This is a genomic window from Pseudomonas sp. P1_C12, from assembly GCF_056406435.1.
Map to the genome: position 1 here is coordinate 1 of NZ_JBFUAE010000003.1, position 24,621 is coordinate 24,621.

The 24,621-nt window shown below is 60.5% G+C and carries 20 protein-coding genes, 2 rRNA genes and 2 pseudogenes; 14 read left to right on the plus strand and 10 right to left on the minus strand.

The genetic code is table 11. From position 1 onward, the window contains the following. From AC1D19_RS05365 to AC1D19_RS05385, 5 genes are all read left to right on the plus strand, one after another. Nucleotides 1-191, plus strand: a 23S ribosomal RNA gene (locus tag AC1D19_RS05365); the annotation flags it as partial. 158 nt (nt 192-349) lie between these two features. Then, nucleotides 350-465 (plus strand): 5S ribosomal RNA (rrf, locus tag AC1D19_RS05370). A 147-nt stretch (nt 466-612) separates the two neighbouring features. Next, nucleotides 613-1,272: a paraquat-inducible protein A gene (locus AC1D19_RS05375; protein WP_477762613.1), complete on the plus strand. Its 660-nt coding sequence runs from the start codon at nt 613-615 to the stop codon at nt 1,270-1,272. Beyond that, nucleotides 1,259-1,882 (plus strand): paraquat-inducible protein A, encoded by a 624-nt coding sequence (locus AC1D19_RS05380; RefSeq protein ID WP_477762614.1) that lies wholly within the window; start codon nt 1,259-1,261, stop codon nt 1,880-1,882. Before AC1D19_RS05375 ends, AC1D19_RS05380 begins: the two co-directional genes overlap by 14 nt. Beyond that, entirely contained in the window at nt 1,875-4,178 is a 2,304-nt protein-coding gene (locus tag AC1D19_RS05385) for a PqiB family protein (protein ID WP_477762615.1), read from the plus strand. Before AC1D19_RS05380 ends, AC1D19_RS05385 begins: the two co-directional genes overlap by 8 nt. 188 nt (nt 4,179-4,366) lie before the next feature. Here AC1D19_RS05385 and mksF read toward each other — a convergent pair whose 3' ends face one another. From mksF to mksB, 3 genes are read right to left on the minus strand one after another with little or no spacing between them, the layout of a single operon-like run. After that, complete coding sequence (gene mksF / locus AC1D19_RS05390; protein ID WP_477762616.1) at nt 4,367-7,207, minus strand: Mks condensin complex protein MksF; 2,841 nt, start codon at nt 7,205-7,207, stop codon at nt 4,367-4,369. Next, complete coding sequence (gene mksE / locus AC1D19_RS05395; protein WP_477762617.1) at nt 7,204-7,917, minus strand: Mks condensin complex protein MksE; 714 nt, start codon at nt 7,915-7,917, stop codon at nt 7,204-7,206. Before mksE ends, mksF begins: the two co-directional genes overlap by 4 nt. After that, nucleotides 7,907-9,196 carry an Mks condensin complex protein MksB gene (gene mksB / locus AC1D19_RS05400; protein WP_477760530.1) on the minus strand — a complete coding sequence of 430 codons (1,290 nt, stop codon included), beginning with the start codon at nt 9,194-9,196 and terminating at the stop codon, nt 7,907-7,909. The genes mksE and mksB overlap by 11 nt, the downstream gene beginning before the upstream one ends. A 231-nt stretch (nt 9,197-9,427) precedes the next feature. Between mksB and AC1D19_RS05405 the strand changes: the two genes are divergently transcribed. Both AC1D19_RS05405 and rimI read left to right on the plus strand, forming a co-directional pair. After that, nucleotides 9,428-10,174, plus strand: coding sequence for an energy transducer TonB (locus AC1D19_RS05405; RefSeq protein ID WP_477762821.1), 747 nt, complete (start codon nt 9,428-9,430; stop codon nt 10,172-10,174). After that, nucleotides 10,167-10,619, plus strand: a complete 453-nt coding sequence (gene rimI / locus AC1D19_RS05410; protein WP_108214833.1) for a ribosomal protein S18-alanine N-acetyltransferase — start codon at nt 10,167-10,169, stop codon at nt 10,617-10,619. Before AC1D19_RS05405 ends, rimI begins: the two co-directional genes overlap by 8 nt. A gap of 11 nt (nt 10,620-10,630) precedes the next feature. Here the strand turns inward: rimI and AC1D19_RS05415 are convergent, their stop codons facing one another. After that, nucleotides 10,631-11,035 carry a serine kinase/phosphatase gene (locus tag AC1D19_RS05415; protein ID WP_477757004.1) on the minus strand — a complete coding sequence of 135 codons (405 nt, stop codon included), beginning with the start codon at nt 11,033-11,035 and terminating at the stop codon, nt 10,631-10,633. Nucleotides 11,036-11,203: 168 nt separating this feature from the next. Between AC1D19_RS05415 and can the strand changes: the two genes are divergently transcribed. Further along, complete coding sequence (gene can / locus AC1D19_RS05420; RefSeq protein WP_007978048.1) at nt 11,204-11,848, plus strand: carbonate dehydratase; 645 nt, start codon at nt 11,204-11,206, stop codon at nt 11,846-11,848. 6 nt (nt 11,849-11,854) lie between these two features. Here can and AC1D19_RS05425 read toward each other — a convergent pair whose 3' ends face one another. From AC1D19_RS05425 to AC1D19_RS05435, 3 genes are all read right to left on the minus strand, one after another. Continuing rightward, nucleotides 11,855-12,379 (minus strand): SET domain-containing protein, encoded by a 525-nt coding sequence (locus tag AC1D19_RS05425; protein WP_477760531.1) that lies wholly within the window; start codon nt 12,377-12,379, stop codon nt 11,855-11,857. 145 nt (nt 12,380-12,524) lie between these two features. Next, nucleotides 12,525-13,697: a hypothetical protein gene (locus tag AC1D19_RS05430; RefSeq protein ID WP_477762618.1), complete on the minus strand. Its 1,173-nt coding sequence runs from the start codon at nt 13,695-13,697 to the stop codon at nt 12,525-12,527. A gap of 93 nt (nt 13,698-13,790) precedes the next feature. Further along, nucleotides 13,791-15,209 carry a short-chain fatty acid transporter gene (locus AC1D19_RS05435; RefSeq protein ID WP_477762619.1) on the minus strand — a complete coding sequence of 473 codons (1,419 nt, stop codon included), beginning with the start codon at nt 15,207-15,209 and terminating at the stop codon, nt 13,791-13,793. Between the two features lie 201 nt (nt 15,210-15,410). On the opposite strand from AC1D19_RS05435, the gene AC1D19_RS05440 reads away from it, so the two are divergent. From AC1D19_RS05440 to AC1D19_RS05455, 4 genes and pseudogenes are all read left to right on the plus strand, one after another. Continuing rightward, nucleotides 15,411-16,724, plus strand: coding sequence for an MFS transporter (locus AC1D19_RS05440; protein ID WP_477762620.1), 1,314 nt, complete (start codon nt 15,411-15,413; stop codon nt 16,722-16,724). Between the two features lie 207 nt (nt 16,725-16,931). Further along, nucleotides 16,932-17,570: pseudogene (locus tag AC1D19_RS05445) on the plus strand (PAS domain-containing protein); the annotation flags it as partial. A gap of 150 nt (nt 17,571-17,720) precedes the next feature. Further along, nucleotides 17,721-18,158, plus strand: a pseudogene (locus AC1D19_RS05450) (methyl-accepting chemotaxis protein); the annotation flags it as partial. 107 nt (nt 18,159-18,265) lie between these two features. Beyond that, entirely contained in the window at nt 18,266-18,865 is a 600-nt protein-coding gene (locus AC1D19_RS05455) for a flavin reductase family protein (protein WP_477762621.1), read from the plus strand. Between the two features lie 12 nt (nt 18,866-18,877). On the opposite strand, the gene AC1D19_RS05460 is transcribed toward AC1D19_RS05455, so the two are convergent. Both AC1D19_RS05460 and AC1D19_RS05465 read right to left on the minus strand, forming a co-directional pair. After that, nucleotides 18,878-19,246 (minus strand): cupin domain-containing protein, encoded by a 369-nt coding sequence (locus tag AC1D19_RS05460; protein WP_477762622.1) that lies wholly within the window; start codon nt 19,244-19,246, stop codon nt 18,878-18,880. A 76-nt stretch (nt 19,247-19,322) separates the two neighbouring features. Beyond that, nucleotides 19,323-20,132 (minus strand): AraC family transcriptional regulator, encoded by an 810-nt coding sequence (locus AC1D19_RS05465; RefSeq protein ID WP_477762822.1) that lies wholly within the window; start codon nt 20,130-20,132, stop codon nt 19,323-19,325. Between the two features lie 165 nt (nt 20,133-20,297). Here AC1D19_RS05465 and ddlA point away from each other — a divergent pair, with 165 nt between their 5' ends. After that, nucleotides 20,298-21,392 carry a D-alanine--D-alanine ligase gene (ddlA, locus tag AC1D19_RS05470; RefSeq protein WP_477756072.1) on the plus strand — a complete coding sequence of 365 codons (1,095 nt, stop codon included), beginning with the start codon at nt 20,298-20,300 and terminating at the stop codon, nt 21,390-21,392. Nucleotides 21,393-21,471: 79 nt separating this feature from the next. Here ddlA and ggt read toward each other — a convergent pair whose 3' ends face one another. Beyond that, nucleotides 21,472-23,304: a gamma-glutamyltransferase gene (ggt, locus tag AC1D19_RS05475; RefSeq protein ID WP_477762623.1), complete on the minus strand. Its 1,833-nt coding sequence runs from the start codon at nt 23,302-23,304 to the stop codon at nt 21,472-21,474. Nucleotides 23,305-23,472: 168 nt separating this feature from the next. Here ggt and AC1D19_RS05480 point away from each other — a divergent pair, with 168 nt between their 5' ends. After that, nucleotides 23,473-24,576 carry a M14 family metallopeptidase gene (locus AC1D19_RS05480; RefSeq protein WP_477762624.1) on the plus strand — a complete coding sequence of 368 codons (1,104 nt, stop codon included), beginning with the start codon at nt 23,473-23,475 and terminating at the stop codon, nt 24,574-24,576. The last annotated feature ends 45 nt before the right edge of the window (nt 24,577-24,621 follow it).

The window sequence follows — 24,621 nt, forward strand, 5'->3', positions numbered from 1 at the left end:
GCCGGGTAGCTATGTTCGGAAAAGATAACCGCTGAAAGCATCTAAGCGGGAAACTTGCCTCAAGATGAGATCTCACTGGGACCTTGAGTCCCCTGAAGGGCCGTCGAAGACTACGACGTTGATAGGTTGGGTGTGTAAGCGCTGTGAGGCGTTGAGCTAACCAATACTAATTGCCCGTGAGGCTTGACCATATAACACCCAAGCAATTTGACTACTCGAAAGAGCATCAGATTGCGGTGTGTGAAGACGAAAATGAACCGAAAGTTCGACGCTCRCAAAACACCGAAAGCTATCACMTACCCAATTTRCTGAAGCGAGGCCATCTGGTCACGACTCAGTACCCGAATTTCTTGACGACCATAGAGCATTGGAACCACCTGATCCCATCCCGAACTCAGCAGTGAAACGATGCATCGCCGATGGTAGTGTGGGGTTTCCCCATGTGAGAGTAGGTCATCGTCAAGATTAAATTCCAAAACCCCTATCTGCGTATGCAGGTAGGGGTTTTGTTTTTGGCGTAGAAAAAGCACGATCAATCAAGCACAAATTGGCGCAGTTATTTTTATCCCGGGACACTAGAATAGGTCCAACTTTTTCAGAGTCAGAGCGCTTATGCCGGATTCGGTTGACGCCAAAGAGCTGTCAGAATTACCACTAGAAAATCTGGTTGCCTGCCATGAGTGTGACTTGCTCATGCGTAAACCCGAACTCGCCCACGGCGAAAAAGCCCTGTGCCCGCGCTGTGGCTACGAGCTTTATGCCCATCGCTACAACGTCGTACAGCGCAGTCTTGCCTTGGTCATCGCCGCCTTGTTGTTGTTTATTCCGGCGAACTTTTTACCCATCATGCAACTCAATCTGCTCGGGCAATCTTCGCAAGACACTGTCTGGAGCGGTGTTATCGCGCTTTTTGACACTGGCATGCAAAGCGTTTCAGTGGTCGTGTTCCTGTGCAGCATGGGGATCCCGCTGCTCAAGCTGCTGTGCCAACTGGCCGTATTGTTGAGTATCCGTTTCGATGTCGGACGCAGCTACGGCTTGTTGCTCTATCGCATTTATCACCATATACGCGAATGGGGGATGCTCGAGGTTTACTTCATGGGCGTGCTGGTGGCGATCGTCAAGCTGGCAGATATGGCAGCAATCACCGTAGGTCTCGGCTTGGCGTGCTTCATTGGTTTGTTGCTGATTCAAGTCTGGCTGGAGGTCGTAATGTCGCCTCACCAGATCTGGCAGGCGTTATCAGGAGAGGATGCCCATGCGGGCGATTGATGCAGGCATTCTGATTTGCAAGGAATGTCATGAATTGAACAGGCAAGAAGCTGATACCGATGAGCAAGTCTGTACGCGCTGCGGAGCACTGGTGCATGCCCGCAGCCCGAATAGCCTGGTGCGTACCTGGGCATTGCTGATTACCGCCGCCATTCTTTACATACCGGCCAACTTGTTGCCGATCATGACCGTGAACTCCTTGGGCAAAGGTGCGCCCAGCACGATCATGGCGGGTGTGATCGAGTTGGTGCACTACGGAATGATCCCCATTGCGGCGGTGGTGTTTATCGCCAGTATCCTGGTGCCCACCTTCAAGCTGGTAGGCATCGCTCTGCTGCTGTTTTCCGTGCAGCGCCGTCAGCCCCTTTCGGCTCGCCAGCGTATCTGGATGTACCGTTTCATTGAATTCATCGGCCGCTGGTCGATGCTCGATATCTTTGTGATCGCCATCCTCGTGGCGGTCGTGAATTTTGGGCGGCTTGCCAGCATCGAAGCCAATCTTGGCGCCATCGCCTTCGCCACTGTGGTGATTCTGACGATGCTTGCCGCAGTAACTTTCGATCCCCGACTGATTTGGGATAACACGGAGTCGGACGACGACCATGACTGATTTGCCTGTAGCGAAAACCCGACCGGCCTCGAACTGGTCTGCCATTTGGGTGCTGCCCCTGATCGCCTTGATCATTGGCGGCTGGCTCGGCTGGCGTGCCTATAACGAGACCGGCATCGAGATTCAGGTGCGTTTTGAGAGTGGCGAAGGCATTCAGGCCAACAAGACCGAAGTGGTCTATAAAGGCATGTCAGTCGGCAAGGTCAAAAGCCTCAAGCTCGATGATGAGGGCAGTTCCAAGGGGGTTATTGCCAGCATCGAGATGAACAAGGACGTAGAGCCATACCTGCGCACCAGCACACGTTTCTGGCTGGTCAAGCCGAGCGTGACGCTGGCCGGTATCACGGGCCTGGAGACGCTGGTTTCGGGCAACTACGTTGCGATCAGCCCGGGCGAGGGGGAGCCGGTTCGCAAGTTCAAGGCCTTGGCTCAAGAGCCACCGCTCTCCGATGCCCAGCCGGGTCTGCACCTGACCATCAAGGCTGATCGGCTGGGCTCGCTGAACCGGGGCAGTCCGGTGTTCTACAAACAGATCAAGGTGGGTCAGATCAAGAGCTACGTGCTCTCCGAGGACCAGAGCACGGTTGAACTCAAGGTATTCATCGAACCGACCTACGCCAAACTGGTGCGCAAACACACACGTTTCTGGAACGCCAGCGGCATCAGCATCGACGCCAATCTGTCAGGCGTGAAAGTGCGCAGCGAGTCATTGGCCAGCATCGTCGCCGGTGGTATTGCGTTCGCTACGCCTGAAAATCGCAAGGACAGCCCGCCTACCGACCCCAGCCTGCCATTCAGGCTCTACGAAGACTTCGATGCAGCGGCGGCCGGCATCCGGGTCAAGGTCAAGCTCAGCGACTTCGAAGGCTTGCAGGCCGGTCGTACGCCGGTGATGTACAAAGGCATACAGGTCGGCAGTCTCAAGGCGCTGAAGGTCGATCCCGATCTGTCCGGGGCCACCGCCGAATTGACGATGGACCCGTTGGCTGAAGATTACCTGGTGGACGGTACGCAATTCTGGGTGGTCAAACCGTCTATTTCCCTGGCGGGGATTACCGGCCTGGAAGCGCTGGTCAAAGGTAACTACATCGCTGTGCGTCCTGGCGACAAGGGTGCCGCACCGCAACGCGAATTCGTGGCGCGTCCCAAGGCGCCACCACTGGACCTGCGTGCACCGGGCCTGCACCTGGTGTTGTTCACCGAAAACCTTGGTTCGCTGGAAGTCGGCAGCCCGGTTCTCTATAAACAGGTCAAGGTCGGTTCGGTACAGAGCTATCAGTTCTCGCGCACTAAAAAGCAGCTGATCATCGGCGTGCACATCGAAAAGGAGTACGAGGATCTGGTCAACGCCTCGACACGCTTCTGGAACGCCAGCGGCATCACGCTCACGGGTGGACTGACCGGTGGGGTTCAAGTCAAAAGCGAATCGCTGCAAAGCCTGATGGCCGGCGGTATTGCGTTTGAAACCCCGGAAGCCAAGGCGCCGCTACAGAAGCGCATTCCGCGTTTCCGCTTATTCGCCAGTCATGACGACGCCACGCAAAAGGGCGAGGTAGTCACCATCAAGGTAGACCGCGCCGATGGTTTGCGTACGGGCACGCCGATTCGCTTCAAGGGCCTGGATGTCGGCAAGATCGAGGACGTTGACCTGAGTGACGACCTGCAATCGGTGCTGCTGACCGCACGGATTACCGAAGTGCCGGAGCGCATCGCCCGAGTCGGCAGTCAGTTCTGGGTGGTCAAGCCTGAGCTGGGCCTGATCAAGACGTCCAATCTCGAAACCCTGGTGACCGGGCAATACATCGAGGTGCAACCGGCAGCCAAAAATCTGGGACCGCAGAAGAACTTTGTCGCTTTGGTCGCTGCGCCGGAAACCGCCAGGCAGGAAGCGGGATTGAGTCTGGTGCTGAGCGCCGCTCGTCGTGGGTCGTTGAAGGCCGGCGTGCCAGTGACGTATCGCGAAATCACAGTGGGCAAGGTGACGGGTTATGAACTGGGCCAGACCGCTGATCGTGTCCTGATCCATATCCTGATCGAGCCGAAGTACGCGCCACTGGTACGCAGCGGCACGCGGTTCTGGAACACCAGCGGTTTCGACTTCGATGTCGGCCTGTTCAAAGGCGCAACGGTGCGCACTGAATCCCTGGAGACGATGATTCAGGGCGGTGTCGCCTTTGCCACACCGGACGGTGAGCGCATGGGCGGCCCGGCGCAACCGGAGCAGACGTTCGCGCTGTTCGACAAGTTTGAAGAGGAATGGCTGGGTTGGGCGCCGAAGATATCGCTCGGCAAGTAACCTGTTGGCGGCAGTGCTGTCCCCATCGCGAGCAGGCTCGCTCCCACACTGGATTGTGTTCAACACCGATCTAATGTGGGAGCGAGCCTGCTCGCGATGGGGTTCAAGACTACTGAATAGTTTGAATGCCCACAAAAAAGGCCGCGATCCATTGGACCGTGGCCTTTTTATCGCCTTCGATTCAAGCCTCAGACCGCATCCAGCTCCGGTTCATCCGCTTGTTCAATTACCGTCGCTTTCACCTGGTCGTGACGACGGATGTACTTCCAGTCCGCCTCGTCGATGTAGATGCCGGCCGGGCCGCTGCCGCCTTCCAGGTCGATGGCGACACTGGCGCAGACCTGCGGCTTCACGCTCGCCAGAATCGGCACGAAGCCCAGTTGCAGGCTGGTTTCCAGCAACGCGGCCTGGTTCTTCTCATCGATGTCCGCTGCCTCGTCGAGGTAGTACGGCAGGCGCACGCGACCGGCCTGGTCACGGTCCATCAAGTGCAGCAACAAGTACATGTTGGTCAGCGCCTTGATGGTCATGGTGGTGCCGTTGGAGGCGGCGCCGTCGATGTCGGTGTGGATCACCGGTTGACCGTTGACCTTGGTGATCTCGAACGCCAGTTCGAACAAGTCCTTGAGGCCGAGCTGGTTGTGGTTCGCCGCCACCAGCCGCGCCAGGTATTCCTTGGCCTCTTCGTTCTTGTTGTCCTGTTCCGCACTCTGGCTCAGATCGAACACCGACAGGGTTTCGCCTTCCTCGTACTGGCCGGCGCTGTGGATGATCTGGTCGATGTGCTTGAGCGCTTCCTTGTTCGGCGCGAGCACGATACGGAAGCTTTGCAGGTTGGAGACCTGGCGTTTGTTGATCTCGCGGTTGAACAGTGCCAGCTGGTGTTCGAGGCTGTCGTAGTCGCTGCGGATGTTGCGCAGGGTCCGGGCGATGTCCGTCACGGCGGCACGACGAGCCTTGCCCAGGGTCAGGGCTTCATCGGTACGGTGCGCATAGGCGTTGATCAACAGTTGCAGGCGACGCTCCATATCGTCTTCGCTGTCAAACTTGGCCACACCCTTGAGGCGCACCTGAGCGTACAGCGCTTCGATCTGGCCGTCAGCCCGCAGCAGACCTTGCCAGCTGTCCTGATAGTCATTGAGCAGCGGCAGCAGGTTGTCCATGGAGTCGTCGATCGGGTCCATGAACGGTGTGCCGAACGGCAGGTCCGCTGGCAGCAACTGACGGCGGCGCAGAGCGTCGTCGAGGGTGCGTTGCTTGGCTTCCATGTCACCGATCTGCCGACCGACCAGTTGCAGCTTGGCCGACAGTTGCTGGACACGCTCGGTGAAGGCATCGCTGGAGCGCTTCAATTCGTCTTGCGCGGCTTCCATCTGCGCCAGTTGCTCAAGCTTGTCGCCTTCTTCGGCGCTCAGGGTTTGCGCGCGACGGAAATCTTCCAGGGCCTTCTGTGCATCCAGCACTTGCTGGTACAGCGCTTCGGTCTGGGTCTTGCTCGCGGCGCGGTCGGCGGCCACGGCTTGCTGGGTTTTCAGTTGCTTGAGTTCTTTTTCCAGGCGCTCTTTCTGATCGCGCAATGCCGCGCGGTCAGCCAGGGCCTGCAATGCCGGAGGTTCGATGTGCGAGATGTCGATGGACAGCCCCGGCACTTCGAAGCGTTCACCTTTGAAACCGTCGAGGATCAGCTCCACGGATTTGACCCACTCGCCGTCGTCGTCGAGGGTGATGCCGTGTTCACCCAGCGGCAGGCTGAACAGTGCGCTGTTGAACAGGCGCATCAGGCGTTCGACGTCTTGCTGTGAGAATTCTTCGCGCAGACGGGCGTAACTGTTGTTATCGGCGTGATCGAGTTGCTGCCTGACCGACTTCAGGCGTTTTTCCAGGTCGCGCAGGCGCTCGTCAAGGTCTTCGGCGCTGAACTGGCGGGATTGCGCCAATGCGCCGGCCAGTTCGTCGTGGGCGTCCTTGGCGGCCAGCAGTTGCTGTTCCAGCACCTTGACGTCATCGATCAGGGCAAAGCGATGCTTGAGCACCGACAGTTCGCCGAGCCAGCGCTGGATGCCGGTGATTTCCCGCTCCAGGCGCATCAGTTCCTGAGTGCCGCCGCGCTGGTCGTTTTGCAGGGCGTCCTGCTCATTGCGGTAGTGCTCGGCCTGAATGCTCAGCTCTTCCTTGCGCGCACTGGCGTAGTCCGACCAAGTGCCCAGCAGGGAGTCGAGCAACGGCGAGATCCGGTGCAGTTTGCCGCGCAGGATGTCGCGTTGCTTCACGCCGTTGGCCAGGGCTTCGACCAGCGGGCCGGCGGCGACCAGCGAGTTGTAGTCCTGCTCCATGCGTCGTACATCGCGGAACGCTTCTTCGCACGCGGCAATGTAATCGACGCTACCGGAGCGCAGGCTGTGTTCGAAGGCATCGAGGAACAGTTGCTTGAGCTTTGCCGCAGTGATTTCGCGCATGTGCAGCAGGTTGATGAACAGCGCGCGGAAGGTCTTCAGGCTCTGCTCGCTGGTGGAGCGCAGCGGAATCAGCGTCAGGTCCAGCGGGATCGAGGTGTGGCCACCGACCAGCAAACGGCGCAGTTCGTCCGGCTTGAGTTCGTAGGCTTTCAGGCCTTCGCGTTCAAGGTTGGTGAAGAGTTCTTTCTGACGTAGGCAGGTGTCGTTTTTCTGATAGTGGGCCAGGTCCAGTTTGCCGGCGTAGGCAAAGAACTGGTGACCGAAACCGCCGCCCGGGCCGCGACCGACCACGCCGATCACGTGGGGACCGTGGGGCAGGTTCACTTCGACCAGGATGTAGCTGGTGTCGGTGGCGAAGTAGAAGCGCCGGGACTGCTCCAGGCTGTACTTGCCGAAGCTCATGTCCGACATGCGCGCCAGGATCGGGAACTGCAAGGCGTTGATCGAGGCGGATTTACCGAGGTTGTTCGCGCCGTAGACCGACAGCGGTTCTTCCAGCGGGAACAGGCCGAGGCTGTAGCCGGCGGTGTTCAAAAGGGCAAAGCGGCGGATGCCGTAACGTTCCTTGCTCATGCGTCGAGCTCCTGTTCTTCGGCAATGGCCCGGGCTAAGGCGTCTTCTTCGCTTTCGCCTTCACTCTCTATCTCAAAGGCGCTGAGATCCAGCGGGTCATCGGTCTGCAGCAGTTTTTCGTCGCTGTCTTCGTTGATCAGCACCGGCACCGGCAACGGCAGGACGCTGTGCAGACTGGCGGCCAGATCGCGGTCCTGCTGCACCGACAGGCACACATCGAGGAAGCGGTGCATCGGCGGCAGGAAACGGTAGATGCCGTTTTCTTCGCTGGCGAAACCGAGCTGGGTCATGCGTCGCATGATCTTTTCTTCGAGCTCGTCCTGGGTCTGCACTTCGGCCTGGATGAACAGGTCGCGGTACTTTTCCAGCAACGACGGCAGCTCATCGCGGCCGAGGCTGCCGCCATCGAGCACGGAGATCGGGTCGCGGCCCTGGTCGGCCAGGTGCTCGACGAGGATGAAGGTGAACAGCGCCAGACGCTGGGCGGTCTTGTTCACCGCCGCCGCCGCGAGGTCCGGCACAAAGTAGTAGAAGCCGCGGGTGTCGCAGACCAGTTCAAAACCCAGGGCCTTGAACAGCGTGCGGTACTGGTCCTGGAAGTTCGACAACTGTGCGTACAGCTCCGGATCGCGGCGGCTGACGTGATAACCCTTGAACAGCTCGCGAAAGATCGGCGCCAGCTGGGACAGTTCGGAAAGATCAAGTTGCATGCGAAGTACTTCCATAGAGGGTGCTCGCAGAATTCTCGGTGGCATCGCTGACCGAGAGCAGGGCGAAGGAGCGCAGGCTGACCTGATGCTCGTGGGTATGGTATTCGCGACGCTCCAGACGCTCGCGCGTGAAGCGTTTTTCCCGCGACAGGCGCGAGAACCAGTACAGCAATTCGTCGGTGGCGCCGTCAGGTTCCTGCTCCAGCAGCCAGGTCATCAGGTCCGGCATCGGCAAGGCGTCTTCGCAGCGTTCGAGCATTTCCCGAACGGTGCGTGGTGCCCGTGGCGCTTCGCCTTTCTGGGTCTTGTGAGCCTTGGGGAAACGTGCCGGTTTCGGTTCGAAGCGGGCCAACGCATAAACGTAGGCTTCGACCTGACTGGCACTGCCAAGGAAGGTGCTTTGCGGGCGAGTGAACATCGGCATGGCCGCTTGTGGCACGGCGTCGATGCCTTTGCGGCGGATCATCGACAGGGCCAGTGCCGCGCCACGGGTCACGGCGTTGTGTCGGCGCGCTTCTTCACGCAACGGCAGCAGCAGTTCGCGGGCATGACGCAGGGTCAGTTGGGCGCTGGTCTGCATTTCGAGGATGCGTGCGTGGGTGCGCAGCAGCATGTCGTCGTCGACCAGGTGGCCGAGGCGCTGCTGTTCGCTGAGCATCTTCAGCAGGACGGTTTCGACCTTGCGCACGCCTTGTTCGAAGGCGCCGTCGGCGTTCACCAGATCAATCATCGGCTCGACGTATTCGTCCCAGGTCGCCAGCACTTCAGCGTAACGCTGGCGCAACGGTATTTGCCGATCGCTGGTTTTCGCCCGTTCGGCGACGGCCACCAGTGCCTGTTCGTCGTTATCGAGTTTTTTCAGTACGTCGCGAACCCGCATGTCGAGCAGGCGCAACTGGCGGGCCAGGTCATTGCCGTCGCGGATATCGAACGCGTCCTGGATATAACCGGCCAGACGCTCGAGGTGGCGCAGGTAGGCTTCGATTTCCAGGCACAGGCCCAGGCGGTGTTCACGGCGCAGATAGGCGAGGAAGTCGTGAATCTGCGCATTGAGCTCGAAACGGTTCGGGCTTTTGGCCACGGGAACCAGGATGTCGAGGCGAATCCACACGTCGAGCAGGCTGGTGATGTCCTGCGGCGTACTGTCGAGTTGCTGGGCGGCCAACTGTGAACGCAATTCGTTGAGGCTCAGGGTGCCTTGGTCGAAGTGCTCGCACAGTGGCTCCAGAAGTGCCCAGTGTTCAGCGAGGGCGCGCAAGACGCGCTTGGGTTCGATCATCGGAATGGCCGGCTGGTTGGCGATTAAAAGCGGCGATTGTACTGCATCGGGGGCAATGCGATTCAATCTCGGGACGGGCTGTCGCATTCTTTCGATAAAGAGCATCGGTCGAGGCTATCGATCAACAGCAAGCGATATTGAGCGAACGGCGGTAGAATCAGCGCACTTTAGTTATCCACAAGTGGCCGACCTTTGCTTATCGAGTCCCGTCGTCGCGCTTATCTGGCCGCCATGCAGGTGGTCAACTGGCTGCCGCGCACCGAATTGCCCTTTGCCGCACCGTCGCGGCCCGAGCTGCTGGAGACCCCCGAGCCGGTTGTGGTCGCGCCTGTCGTGCCCGCTGTTGTGGCCCAGACGCCCGTGGCGCCTGTGGCCAAGCCGGCCGAGCGGGCGAAGATCGAGGTGCCGCGCCCATCGCTGGCAAGCACGCGCACCGGGGCCAAACCGGTGGAAGAGGCTGAAGAGGCGCCGGTCGTGGTCAAGGCCCCGATCGTGCCGCCCCCGCGTTTCGCCCTGCAATTGTTGCGGGCCGGGCGTTGCCTGCTGCTGGTGGAGTTACCCACAGGCGAATCCTTCCAGAGTCGTGATCCTGCTTACCTGCTGCTCAAAGACATGTTGCGCGCCGCCGGTCTGCCGGACAGCCCGCAGATCGTCGGTGAGCCGGTGCGTTGGCCGCTGTTGGTGCGAGGCACGATGGATCAGGGCCCGGAAGCGGCCCGAGACTTCGTGCAAGGTTTCCTCTCGGTGCGCATGGAAGAAACGCCCTGCGCCTGCTTGTGGCTGATCGGCCTGCCTGCGGTGCGATTTGCCGGCGAAGCGGATGCCGATGCGTTCAATCGCGAGTTGCAGATCGAAGGCCTGGGCTCGGCCTGGGCGGTGCCGGGCCTGGAATTATTAATGGATGAGCCACAGCGTAAGGCTGATGTCTGGCAAGCCATGCGTCGGCTGATGGCGCGCTGGAAAGAATCGAATGAGTGACGCTGTATCGTTTCGCCCGATGAACGAGGCGGACCTGGAAACTGTACTGAAAATCGAATACGCGGCCTACAGCCATCCCTGGACTCGCGGGATTTTCCTCGATGGCCTGGGTAAGTATCAGATCTGGCTGATGTTCGAAGGTCAGCAACAGGTGGGCCACGGTGTGGTGCAGATCATTCTCGACGAGGCGCACCTGCTGAACATTACGGTCAAGCCGGAAAACCAGGGCCGTGGCCTGGGGCTGACATTGCTTGAGCATTTGATGTCGATTGCCTACAAGGCCGACGCCCGGGAGTGTTTCCTGGAAGTGCGCGACAGCAATACCGCGGCGTTCAAGCTGTACGAGCGTTATGGTTTCAACGAGATCGGCCGGCGCCGGGATTACTACCCGGCGGTGGGTGGGCGCGAAGATGCTGTGGTCATGGCCTGCACTTTGGTGGATTGAGTCCGTAGAGCTCAACGTTTTTTGTCGAGAGGATCGCGCCGCGCCAATTCCGCCTCATCCAGACCATTGCCACCGCCAATATCGTCCTCATCGACGATGCTCAGGTCCCAATCCGCGCGGCTATCATTGCCCGCCTCATGGGCATCCCGGGCGCCGTCTTCACGGATCAGGGTTTCCGGGCTCAGGTCATCGTCGGTAGGTTGATGGTCCCCGGTCGAGGCGCCGGCCAGGCCTGCTTCACGTACGCGCCGACGAGGCATCAGTTGCTCGTGCTCCTCATCCGGCAGTTCGTCACCGATTCTGGCGCTGGGCACTTCTTCATCGAAATCCAGCTCATGCACCGAGCCTATGCGGTCTTCGTCGTCATCGATGGGCTCCGGTTGCACCGCATCGTACGGACGTCGTGAATCATTCATGGTAATTCCTCATACTGTAGGCCTTACTACGGTTGACCCACGTGGCTACCGAGAATTCCACCGGCATGGAGCCCCGTGTTCCGGATCAGGAGAGCAACTGCATTTCGCGCGTGACCCCGACGGACGGTTGTCAGTCAAAGCTGCGCATCATTCTTGAGGCTTCAAAGCATGAACGAATTACAAGATCTGATTGATAACAACGAGCGTTGGGCCGCTGCGATCAAGGAGGAAGATCCTGACTTCTTCGCCAAGCTGGCTCGCCAACAGACCCCCGAGTTTCTGTGGATCGGTTGTTCCGATGCCCGGGTGCCGGCCAACGAGATCGTCGGCATGCTGCCGGGCGATCTGTTCGTACACCGTAATGTGGCCAACGTGGTGCTGCACACCGACCTCAACTGCCTGTCGGTGATTCAGTACGCGGTCGATGTGCTCAAGGTCAAACACATCCTCGTCACCGGTCATTATGGCTGCGGTGGTGTGCGCGCCTCGATGCAGGATCGTCAGTTCGGCCTGATCGACGGCTGGCTGCGCTCGATTCGTGACCTGTATTACGAAAAGCGCGAAGAACTGGCCAAACTGGCCACCGAAGAAGAACGGGTCGACCGTCTTTGCGAGCTCAACGTGATCCAGCAGGTGGCCAACGTCGGTCACACCAGCATTGTGCAAAACGCCTGGCATCGCGGACAGAGCCTGTCGATCCACGGCTGCATTTATGGCATCAAGGATGGCCGCTGGAAGAGCCTGAATGCGACCATTAGCGGTTTCGAGCAACTGCCACCGCAGTACCGCCTGCGTCCGTTCGAGCCCCTGTAAAGCCCTTCAGCACGGACTTTGCCGACGCCACTGTTGCAAAAACAGCTGGCCGTCGGCGTTCGGCGCTTCATCGTAGCCGGCGATCCAGCCCCGGCAGTTGTATGAACCGCAGCGGCAGGCGAACTGGCGCAGCAGCTTGTCTTCCGTCGCAGCGTAATCCATCGACAGCCAGTCGCCTTTCTGAATGTCCTTCAGCGCCCATAACCACAGCTCACTCATGTCCAGAAACACGTTCGGGTCGCAAGAGTGGCACAGCAGCCCGCAGAAGCGCGGGTCATAGACGTGAACATCGGGCGCCAGCTGGCGGGTATGTCGGCTGCGATAGGGCAGCAAATGCCCCGATACCCGGCAGATTCGACTGATGCGGGGAAACTCGCGCAGCGCTGCTATGGCCATCGGCGTGCCTTTGTCGTTCGAGAGAATCTCGAAATCGGCCAGGGATGGAAATCCGAGGTGAAGGGGCAACTCCGCAAAAGGGTAAACACCCTGCGGCGGCGGTGCGAGAGACTTGCGCAGTGCATTGGCTTTCATAACGATCCTTGTCGGCTGGGTGCTGCGACTTCCATTGGCTGACGATCCTGTCAGCGCCGCAGCACATGGGGTACGGCCCAAGCCTCTCGCAGATATTGCGGGCGGTCTACTGTCATAACTGACAGATGGACTGCCGATAGTCGGTTTACAGCGGTGGAGCGGGCAGGGCAGTGGCTGGCGCTGGCGCCTTGAGCTGTTTGAGCTGCAGCTGGACCGGTGCAGTCGAGCATTTGGCCGCCGCCTGTCCGGGCGTCAGGTTGCGAATCGAGGTGTAGAACAGCGTGCAGGTTTTTTCCTTCTCGGCCACTTGCCAGGTTTGCGTGCAGGTTTTCAGCTCGACATCGGCATTACTGTCCGGTTGGCGGCCCATGACGGCCTGCCAGCACGCGGCACTCAAATCCTGGCCCATGACTTTCAGGCCCGCTGCATCGGCCTTGGCCTTGGCATCATTGCCGGAATAGTTCGCCGGATCGGCGGCGTACCAGATGTAGCTCGGGTGGTTGGAACCCAGCACCCGCACATTCACCCCGTCACTCGGGCTGATCGTCGCCAGGCCCAGCACGTTCACGGTCGACCCGTACTGTTGCTGGATCCAGTTACGCACCGGCGCGCCGAAGGCGACCATTGGCAATGTTTCACCGCTGGCGTGCAGGCTGACGTTCCTGACCATGGTGGTCTGGTAGTCGTTGAAGTAGCTGTAGACGCCCTCCAGATCCTTGCCGGCGTTGGATGGGGCGGCGATAGGGGCGATGTCGACAATGGTCTGGAAGCCTGGCGTCTGCTCGACCGGGATGCCATTGGCGGTGAGCAGCGTGGCCCAGCGATCCGTGGTGGCGGACCTCAGGTAATCCTGGGCCTGGGTCAGCGAATAGTCTGGCGGGAAGTGCAGCAGTTCGACGCTTTTGCGGTTTTCCAGGGCCATGCCCAGCGGCAGGAACAGATACCAGCTGTACGCCCACTTGCCATCGGCATTCAGTTTGCTGGCGCCGTTATAGGCCAGGTCACCGGCATCGAGCAGCGCTGCCAAAGGTTTTTCATAGCCGTTGGGCACGCCGATGATTTCTGCGTGGAGCTGACCATTGTCGGTTTTGACCAGAACCTTCGCGTCGCCGTAGCCATCGCGCTGCACGCTCTGGGTCAGGTAATGCTCGACGGTTTGCTCAAGCGTCCAGTTGCGAAAGCAGATCACGTTGCAATTGTTGGGGTAGGCGAAGAGGCGGGTAACGCGTTCGGTAGTGCCCAGTTTCAAGTTGGCATCGGCGTGGGCGGTGGTGCTCAGAGTGAGGGCTGCGAGGGTGAGTGCCGCGAGTTTGAACATGCTCAGATCCTTTTCAGCGTATAAGACCAGCAGATACTGAAACAGACAGGGCGGAACAAAAAGGGCCGATATCAATATCGGCCCTTTTTATGGTTACGGCATTACCGGCGGCAAATACGCCAGCGTCGTCCCCAGTGCCCATAACAACACTAGCACCAATGGCGTATGTACCAGCAATTGCACGAACGAGAAGCCGATCAAGTCCCGCGCTTTCAACCCCAGCACGCCCAGCAGCGGCAACATGTAGAACGGGTTGATCAGGTTGGGCAGGGCTTCGGCGGCGTTGTAGATCTGCACCGCCCAGCCCAGATGGTAGTTCAGGTCATTGGCCACTTGCATCACGTACGGCGCTTCGATGATCCACTTGCCGCCACCGGACGGGATGAAGAAGCCGAGAATCGCCGAATACACGCCCATCAGCAGCGCGTAGGTGTCGTGGGAGGCAATGCTGACGAAAAAGGTCGAGATGTGATGGGCCAGGGTCTGCGCATCGGCGCCCTTGACCGTGGTCATCAGCGCCGCGATCGAACCGTAGAGCGGGAACTGGATCAGCACGCCGGTAGTGGTCGGCACCGCACGGGCCACGGCGTCCAGAAAGCTGCGCGGACGCCAGTGCAACAGGGCGCCGAGCATGATGAACAGGAAGTTGTAGGTGTTCAGCCCGGAAATCGCACTGATCGCCGGTTTGGTCGAGAACTCGTGGAACAGCCAGCCACCGGCCAGCAGCACCAGCAGGATCATCAGCAGCGGGCTGTATTCCAGCCATTCGCCGGGGCGGGTGCGTGGTTGCAGCGGTGGCAGGTTGAAACTCGGATCGACACCGCAGGCCTTGGCATCACGTGCCGAGTTCGGGCCAGGGGCAGTGGCGTAGGCAATGATCAGCGAGATGACGATCAAGGCCAGCAACATCACGCCGGACTGCCAGAGAAAGATCGTCTGGGTGAAGGGAATCACCCCGGTGATCGATAGAATCGACGGCGGCAGGCTCGCCGGGTTGGCCTGCAATTGTGCTGCGGACGACGACAGGCCCAGGGCCCATACCGCGCCAAGCCCCAGATAGGCGGCGGCACCGGCGGCGCGATAGTCCATTTTCAGATCGGTACGACGGGCGAGGGCGCGCACCAACAAACCGCCGAACACCAGGGACAAGCCCCAGTTCAGCAGCGACGCGACCATCGAGATCAGCGCGACCCAGGCCACGGCGGAGCGGCCGTTTTTCGGGATCTTCGCCAGACGGTCGATCAGTTTCACCGCTGGCGGCGAACTGGCGACCACATAACCGCCGATCACCACGAAGGCCATCTGCATGGTGAAGGGGATCAGGCTCCAGAAGCCATCACCAAAGGCCATGGCGGCGTCGGTGGGTTTGGCTCCCATCGCCATGGTGGCCAAGGCCACGATAATCACCGCCAGGGCAGCAAACACCCAGGAGTCAGGAAACCAGCGTTCGGCAAAACTTGAGCAGCGCAGGGCAAAGCGGGCGGAGCGGCTATCTTCGATATCAGCGGCCACGGGGGTTACCTCGGATTTTTATGTTTGTTGTGGTCTTCGGGGCAGTAACCGCCCGTCTGGACAGACGCCAACATTAATTCAAGCCGAGGATTTTTGCGGGGCTGTTTCGTGGCTATGGGACTTTGGTCTAACGGGTTGTCCGCCGGTGCATTTGCGTAGACCATGGGCGCCTTGGTTTTTGCCTGTGCCAGAGTTCTTTACATGACTGCCAACACCGATTCGCGCGCGGCGCCGTTCAGCCGCTCGGACTACAAGACCCTGGGGCTTGCCGCCCTCGGCGGGGCGCTGGAAATATACGACTTCATCATCTTCGTGTTTTTCGCCCTGACCCTCAGTCAGCTGTTCTTCCCGCCGGAAATGCCCGAGTGGCTGCGCCTGCTGCAAAGCTTCGGGATCTTCGTCACCGGTTACCTGGCGCGACCGCTGGGCGGCATCCTGATGGCGCACTTCGCCGACCGTCTGGGGCGCAAGAAAGTCTTCAGCCTGAGCATCCTGATGATGGCGTTGCCCTGCCTGCTGATCGGGATCATGCCGACCTACGCGCAAATCGGTTATTTCGCTCCGTTGCTGCTGTTGGGCCTGCGCATCCTCCAGGGCGCGGCGGTGGGGGGCGAAGTGCCGAGTGCCTGGGTATTCGTCGCCGAGCACGCGCCCATCGCCCATCGCGGCTATGCCCTGGGTTTCCTGCAGGCGGGGCTGACCTTCGGCTATCTTATCGGCGCATTGACCGCGACCTTTCTGGCGCAGGCATTCACCCCGGAGGAAATCCTCGATTACGCCTGGCGTTACCCGTTCCTGCTCGGCGGCGTGTTTGGGGTGATTGGCGTCTGGCTGCGTCGCTGGCTCAACGAAACCCCGGTGTTCATGGCCATGCAGGCGCAGCGCGAGGCGGCCGGCGAACTGCCGCTGCGCACGGTCTTGCGCGAGCATCGCCTGGCCATTTTGCCGGCGATGATTCTCACCTGTGTGCTGACCTCGGCGGTGGTGGTGTTCGTGGTCATCACCCCGACCATGATGCAGAAAACCTTTGGCATGACCACCAGCCATACCTTCGCCTTGAGCGCACTGGGCATCGTGTTCTTGAACATCGGCTGCGTGCTCGCCGGGCTGCTGGTCGACCGCATCGGCGCCTGGCGCACGGTGATGCTCTATAGCCTGCTGCTGCCGCTGGGCATCGGCGTGCTGTATGGCTGCCTGATCATGGGCGGCGACTGGCTCGGCCTGGCCTACGCCGTGGCAGGGCTGTCCTGCGGGGTGGTCGGCGCGGTGCCATCGGTGATGGTCAGCCTGTTCCCGGCGCGGATTCGCGTCTCGGGAATCTCGTTCACCTACAACATTGCCTACGCCGCATGGGCAAGTGTCACACCGCTGTTGTTGATCGGTCTGATGCCATGGAGTCCATGGATCTGCGTGATGTTCAGTGCGGTGATGGGCGCGGTGGGTGTGGGCAGTGCGGCTTATTTCGGTGCACGGATGCCGAGAATCGCAGGCTGTTCCACTGCTGGCGCGCATTGATTGTGCGCGTCATAACTATTTTTACAGGACAAGCCTGAAACACGCTTAAGTAAATGTTTCCAAGGCCGATGGTTAGGTTGCGTATCGCTTTCTACCCCCGTCCATCGGTGCTTTCCCATGTTCAATAAACGCTTGAAGCAGGAGCTGTCGGCTCTTCGTGAAGAACTCTCCAGCCTCCAGCAAGTGAAGGAAAGTCTGGAAAGCGAGATGCTGGTACTGACTCTCGACAGCGATGGACGGGTTCAGTCGGTCAATCAGAACTTCCTTGGCGAGATGCACTACAAGAGCGGTGACCTGATCGGCCGACACATCGACGACTTCGTCCCGGATCACGTGAAGTTCGACGAATTCCAGCAGCGTTTCAAAAACGCGCTGACCCGTGGCGAGCACTTCGCCGGCGCAGTGCGCCTGTTGCGCGGTACGGGCCAGGAAGCCTGGTTGCGTTCGATCCTGCAACCGGTGCGCTCGGCCGATGGGCGGATCAAGTATTTTTCGATCTTCTCCAGCGACCTGACCCGCACCATCGAGGCCTCCCGCGAGCACGAGAACCTGATCGGCGCACTGGTGCGCTCCACGGCGGTGATCGAATTCGACCTCAACGGCAACGTGCTGACTGCCAACGACCGCTTCCTCAGTGGCATGGGGTACAGCCTGGCGCAGATCAAAGGCAAACATCACCGCACCTTCTGTCTGCCGGAGGAGTACAACAGTGCCGAGTACCAGGACTTCTGGCGTCGCCTGAACGCGGGCGAGTACGTGACCGACCGTTTCAAGCGTGTCGACAGCCACGGTCGTACGGTCTGGCTGGAGGCGTCCTACAACCCAGTGGCCGATGCCAACAACAGGCTCTACAAGGTGGTGAAGTTCGCCACGGTGATTACCGATCAGGTCAATCAGGAACAAGCCGTCGCCGAGGCCGCCAACATCGCCTACAGCACCTCGCAGCAAACCGACCAAAGCGCCCAGCGCGGTAACGCCGTGGTGACCCAGGCCGTGGACGTGATGCGTGACCTGGCCAAGCACATGCAAACCGCTGGCGATGGCATCGAGGCCTTGAACGAGCAGTCGCTGGTGATCGGTACCATCGTCAAAACCATCAGCGGCATTGCCGAGCAGACCAACCTGCTGGCGCTCAACGCGGCCATCGAAGCGGCGCGTGCAGGCGAGCAGGGTAGGGGCTTTGCCGTGGTGGCCGATGAAGTCCGGCAACTGGCGTCGCGCACCAGCCAGGCCACCGACGAAATCGTCCTCGTGGTACGCCAGAACCAGGACATGGCGCGCAACGCCGTGGCGCTGATGACCGACGGCAAGCTCCAGGCCGAACAGGGCCTGGCACTGGCGGCGGAAGCGGGTACGGTGATTGTCGAGATCCAGGACGGCGCGCAGAAAGTGGTCAATGCGGTGGGGCAGTTTGCCAATCAACTGATGAGTTGAGTCCAGCGTTTTGCCCGAAGCCTGAAAAGATCGCCATCGGCGATCTTTTCATTTCAGCGTGTTTTATCCCGTTACAATCGGCTCTTTTCCCCCAGGAGCAGACTTCCATGAGCGCTTCCCACCGCCGTCCGGTTCCCTTGTCCAGGGCCTATCGTCTGCTCAATCATGGCCCGACCGTGCTGGTCAGCGCAGCCCACGGTGGCCGGCGCAATATCATGGCGGCAGCCTGGGCCATGCCGCTGGATTTCGAACCACCGAAAATTGCCGTGGTGCTGGACAAGTCCACCTGGACTCGCCAGTTGCTGGAGGCCTCGGGCACTTTTGTGCTGAACGTCCCGTGCGCTGCCCAGGCCGACATTGTGCAGACCGTCGGTTCGACCTCCGGCCTGGAGTTGACCCAGGGCCAGGGGCGCGACAAGTTTGAAACCTACGACTTGCAGACGTTCACCGGTCAGTCGGTTGATGCGCCGATGCTCGAAGGCTGCGTGGCCTGGCTGGAATGTCGCCTGTTGCCGGAGCCGAACAACCCCCAGCAGTACGATCTGTTCCTGGCCGAAGTGATTGCCGCCCAGGCTGACGAGCGCGTGTTCAGCGAAGGCCGCTGGCACTTCGAAGGGCAAGATGCCTTGCGCACCTTGCACCACGTGGCGGGCGGGCACTTCCTGACCATTGGCGAGCCGGTGGACGGCAAGACCTTGCAGGTGTAAGCCGGTCAGCGCTCATATCCACACATCATTCTCGGCTGTGCGCTCACCACCTTCGTTGCCGGTGTTCAGTACACCCTTGGGTTCGATCAGCAGGAGTTTTACCTCCTGCTCGGCACAGGGCTTGTGCTCGACGCCTTTGGGCACCACGTACATTTCCCCGGCGTTCACCAGCACGTGGCCATCGCGAAAATCGATGCGTAACTGGCCTTCCAGAACGATGAAGGTTTCGTCGGTATCGAGGTGGTCGTGCCAGATGAAGTCTCCCAGCAGCTTCACCACCTTGAACTGGTAGTCGTTCATTTCGGCGATGACCCGGGGCGACCAGTGGGAATCGATCCGGCTGATTTTTTCAGCGAAGTTCAGGCTTTCGTAAGCGTTCATGAAACAGCTCTCGCAGTGGTTGGTGAACCCACGATAGCCAGCGACTCAACGCGCTTCTTGTACGATTGTGCGTGGCTCAACGGCGCTGCATGTTCATCCAGCGGGCCGGTGACAAGCCGTAGGTTTTGCCGAATTGCCGCGTCATGTGGCTCTGGTCGGTGAAGCCTGCGATCAGCGCGGCGCTGACCAGGCTCTGACCCTGGATCAGCAGTGCGCGGACCATATCCAGGCGGCGCATGGTCAGGTAGCGGTAGGGGCTGGTGCCGAACAACAGGCGAAAATCCCGGGACAGGCTCCAGCGATCCCGACCACTGTGCTGCGCCAGTTCATCCAGGGTCACGGTGCGATCCAGAGCGCCGTGGATGTATTCCCGCGCACGCTGCGCGGCCACGTAATCAAAACCCGAGCGTTTGCCCGGCGCACCGGAAACCGTACTCATGGCTTGCGCCAGATCGAACAGCGCGTCCTGTTCTTCCAGTGGATCGAGCGGGCAATCCAGGCTGCGCAGCAACGCGCCCGTGGCGGCGAACAAGCGGGGATCGTTCGACAGCCCGGTCTTGATGAATGGCAGCGCTTGCCCGCCGAGCATCTGCTGGATCAGCGCCGGTTCGATGTACATCATCCGGTACTGGAAGCCGGACTCTGTGCCGGCCTCGCCATCGTGGGCTTCGTCCGGGTGCAGCACGATCGTTGCGCCGGGCAGACTGTGACGCCAGCCGCCGCGATACTGAAAGCTCTGCACCCCGGCCAGGGTGTGGCCGATGGCATAGGTGTCGTGGCGGTGAAGGTCGTAGCCATGGCCGGAAAAAAACGCCTCGAAACGCTGCAGCCCGCCGACATCGGGCGCGCGAAGGAACCAGTCATTGCGAGGCGGACGCTTGGTCATGGTGATGATTGTCTTGAGCTTGATGCGCAACACGGTAACCCAGCCAGCGGTTCCCTGTCTTCTGATCGGAAGGCGGCTTGTCCGCTAGAAAACCAAGGGCAAATACTGCACTGTGGGACGCATTCGTTACAGGTTGTTTTTTATTTGTCAGGATGAGGCCAGGTCATGAGCAAGTTGCGCGTGGGGATCATTTTCGGAGGCCGTTCGGCCGAGCATGAAGTGTCGTTGCAGTCGGCGAAAAACATCGTCGATGCACTGGATCGTTCACGCTTCGAGCCGGTGCTGATCGGCATCGACAAACAAGGCCACTGGCACCTCAACGACCCTTCGAATTTTTTGCTGAACCAGGAAAACCCGGCGCTGATCGCCCTCAATCAATCCAATCGTGAACTGGCTGTGGTGCCGGGTAAAGCCAGCCAGCAACTGGTGGAAACCTCCAGCCAGGAATTGCTCGGCCACGTCGATGTGATCTTCCCGATTGTCCACGGCACCCTCGGGGAAGACGGTTGCCTGCAAGGCTTGCTGCGCATGGCCGATCTGCCGTTTGTCGGCTCCGATGTGCTCGGCTCGGCCGTCTGCATGGACAAGGACATCAGCAAGCGCCTGCTGCGCGATGCCGGCCTGGCCGTGACGCCGTTCGTGACATTGACCCGTGCCACGGCCGCGGGTACCGGGTTTGCCGAGGTTCAGTCCCGGCTCGGTTTGCCGCTGTTCGTCAAGCCGGCGAATCAGGGCTCTTCCGTGGGCGTGAGCAAGGTCACCGACGAGGCTGAGTACATTGCTGCGGTGGCGTTGGCCTTGAGTTTCGATACCAAGGTGTTGATCGAATCTGCCGTCAGCGGCCGCGAGATTGAGTGCGCGGTGCTCGGCAATGAAGACGCCATCGCCAGTGGCTGCGGCGAGATCGTGGTGCGCAGCGGGTTCTATTCCTACGACAGCAAATACATCGACGACACGGCGGCTGAAGTGGTGGTGCCGGCCAATATCAGCGTCGAGGCCAGCGAGCGCATTCGCGCCCTGGCCGTCGAGGCATTCCAGGTGCTGGGCTGCTCCGGCCTGGCCCGCGTCGACGTGTTCCTGACCGACAGCGGCGAAGTGCTGATCAATGAAATCAACTCGCTGCCCGGCTTCACCCGCATCAGCATGTACCCGAAACTGTGGCAGGCCACTGGCATGACCTACAGCGAACTGGTGACGCGACTGATCGAGCTGGCGCTGGAAAAGCACCATGTTCGGCAGGGGTTGAAGATCAGTCGATAAGTGAGCGGCTGATTTTCGCTTGCTCATAAAACAAAAGGGCCTACCCATCGGTAAGCCCTTTCTCATTCCCGCGTACGACTCAATCCCCCAACGCTTGCCCCTCACGCCGCGGATCGGCCCCGCCTGTCAGCGACGCTTTGCCTTGGGCGTCCTTGACCCGAACAATCGCCTGGGTCCCGCTGGTCATGTCGATTTCGCTCACGCTGTGCCCTTTGTCTTTCAGCGCCTGAACCAGCGTCGGGCTGAACTGCCCCTGTTCCAGTTCGGTCGGGCCGTTGCGGCTGCCGAAGTTGGGCAGTTTAATGGCGGCTTGGGCATCGAGGTTCCAGTCGAGCAGGCCGATGGTGGATTTGGCCACGTATTCGATGATTTGCGAGCCGCCGGGGGAACCGACGGTGGCGAGGAATTCGCCGCTCTGGCGGTCGAAGATCAGGGTCGGGGCCATGGAAGAGCGCGGGCGTTTGCCGGGTTCGACGCGGTTGGCGACTTTTTGCCCGTTTTCCTCGGGGATGAATGAGAAGTCGGTCATCTCGTTGTTGAGCATGAAACCCTGAACCATGATGTGCGAGCCGAACGCTGACTCGATGGTGGTGGTCATCGACACGGCACCGCCGGCGTCATCGACGGCCACCACTTGCGAGGTGGAAATCCGCAGCGGCGAACGGTCCGGCGCATAGGCCACCCGGATGCCCGGCGGAGTGCCGGGTTTGGCCGTGCCCATGCTGCGTTCGCCAATCAGGGCGGCGCGGCTGGCGAGGTAGGCCGGGTCGACCAGGCCCTTGACCGGCACGGGTACGAAGTCTGTGTCGGCGACGTACTGAGCTCGGTCGGCGTAGGCCAGGCGTTCGGCTTCGGAGATCAGGTGCACCGCTTGCGGGTCGGGTTCGATGCCGGCCGGGGCCGTGCTCTTGACCGGCTTCAGCGGTGCCAGCGCCAGGCGTTTATCGCGAGTCTCCAGGGCTTGCAGCGTGCCGAGGATCTGCGCCACGGCGATCCCTCCCGACGACGGCGGCGGCATGCCGCAGACCTGCCAGCGCTTATAGTCGGTGCACAGCGGTGCGCGCTCCTTGGCCTGGTAGTTGGCGAGATCGGTCAGGGACAGGCTGCCGGGGTTGGTGTGGCCCTGAACCTTGGCCGCGATTTCCTCGGCGACCGGGCCTTTGTACAGGGCATCCGGGCCTTCATGGGCGATATGTTCGAACACGGCGGCCAGGGCCGGGTTCTTCAAGTTTGTGCCGACGGCTTTTGGGCTGCCATCGGAATTGCGCAAGTAAGCCATCATTTCCGGCGAGCGTGGCATGGACGAATCCGCGGCGATCAACTGATGCAGGCGTGGCGAAATGGCAAAGCCTTGCTCGGCGAGCCGGATGGCCGGTTCAAACAGCTGCGCCCAGGGCAGGCGTCCGTGTTTTTGATGGGCCAGTTCCAGGGCGCGCAATACGCCGGGTGTGCCCACTGAGCGACCGCCAATCTGCGCCTGGGTGAACCCCATCGGTTGTCCATTGGCTTGCAGGAAAAGTTTCTCGGTGGCGCCGGCCGGGGCGGTTTCACGGCCGTCGTAGGTGCGCACGGCTTTGCCATCCCAGAGTACGATCAATGCGCCGCCACCGATGCCCGAAGACTGTGGCTCGACTAGCGTCAACACCGCTTGCATCGCAATCGCCGCGTCGATGGCCGAGCCGCCCCGGCGCAGCATCTCCCGCCCGGCTTCGGCCGCCAGCGGGTTGGCTGCCGCCGCCATGTATTTCTCGGCGTGTTGGGTGCGCAGGTCGGTGCGCAAACCGGAGGCGCTTTCCGGTGCGAGCGGCAGGGTCGGGACTGAAGCGTTGTTGCACGCGGTCAGGGTCAAGACGCTGGCGAGCAGAAACAGAGCTGGCAGGCGATAGCGGCGCAAAGGGAAGGTTGAGAACACGTGTGGGGTACTCCGTCCGTTGGATCTACGATCAGTGGACTGTATCGGCCGACCGGGAGGGACGCAAACCAGGTCCCACGGCACCGACGTTTTTGTCCTTCATCAATGGCGGGGTTTTCTGTAGGGTCGTTGCCAACAGGCAGACCATAAAATCAACAAGAGGCAGACATGCAGACCGAGTTTCCAACCCAGCCGAGTTATCGCTCTCAGCGCGAACAGTTTCTGGCCGCAGCGACCAGCGCCGGCGCAACGCTGACTGAGTATCCACACCCGCTCAAAGGGCCGTTTGGTGAGCCCCTGAGCACGGATGTGGCGGTATTGGGTGATCCGGACGCCAAGCGCCTGCTGATTGCGCTGAGCGGCACCCACGGGGTCGAAGGCTTCTATGGCTCGGGCTGTCAGATCAAATGGCTGCAGGAGTTGGGCAGGCGTTCCCTGCCAGCGGATGTCGCCGTAGTCATGATCCATGCCATCAACCCCTGGGGCATGGCGTGGTTGCGACGGGTCAATGAAGACAACATCGACCTCAACCGCAATCACCTGGATTTCCAGCGCCCGCTGCCGGACAACCAGGCCTACAACGCCCTGCATGAAATCTATGCCTGCCCGCAGTTGCACGGTCCGCAGCGTGATCGTGCCGATGCCTTGCTCGACGAGCAGATCCGCCTGCACGGCTGGCCGGCAGTCATGTCGATTGTCGAGGGTGGTCAGCATGCTCATCCCGACGGCCTGTTTTTCGGCGGGCTGGCGCCGAGCTGGTCAAACCGCACGCTGCACAAGATCGTGCAAAAGCACGTGGCCCATGCCGAGGTTGCCATGTGTTTCGACTTGCACACGGGCGCTGGCGAGTACGGTCATCCGATGTTGTTGACCATCACCGAGTCCGCCTATCCGGCGCTGGCGGATGCGCAGGCGATTTATGGCCCGTGGCTCTACAGCCTGCAAACCGGTGCCGACACCCTGAGCGAAACCGGCGTGGCCGCAACGGCCACCGGCTACACCTCGCAGGCGCTGATCAATGCGCTGCCACAGGTGCGGCTGATGCCGTTTGTCATTGAGTGCGGGACTTACCCGGGGCCGGACGTTCACCGTCATCTGCGCGATGATCACTGGCTGCATCTGCATGGCAACCCGAATGACGCAACAGGGCGCGAGATCAAGCTGAATCTGCTCGAGCAGTTCTATCCCGCCGACAGCGATTGGCAGGCGATGGTCTGGCTGCGGACGTGGCAGATCTGGGAGCGGGCGTTGTCTGCATTGCCAGCGGTGTAGGAGCAAGCTCGCTCCTACAGGCATAAAAAAACGAGGCATAAAAAA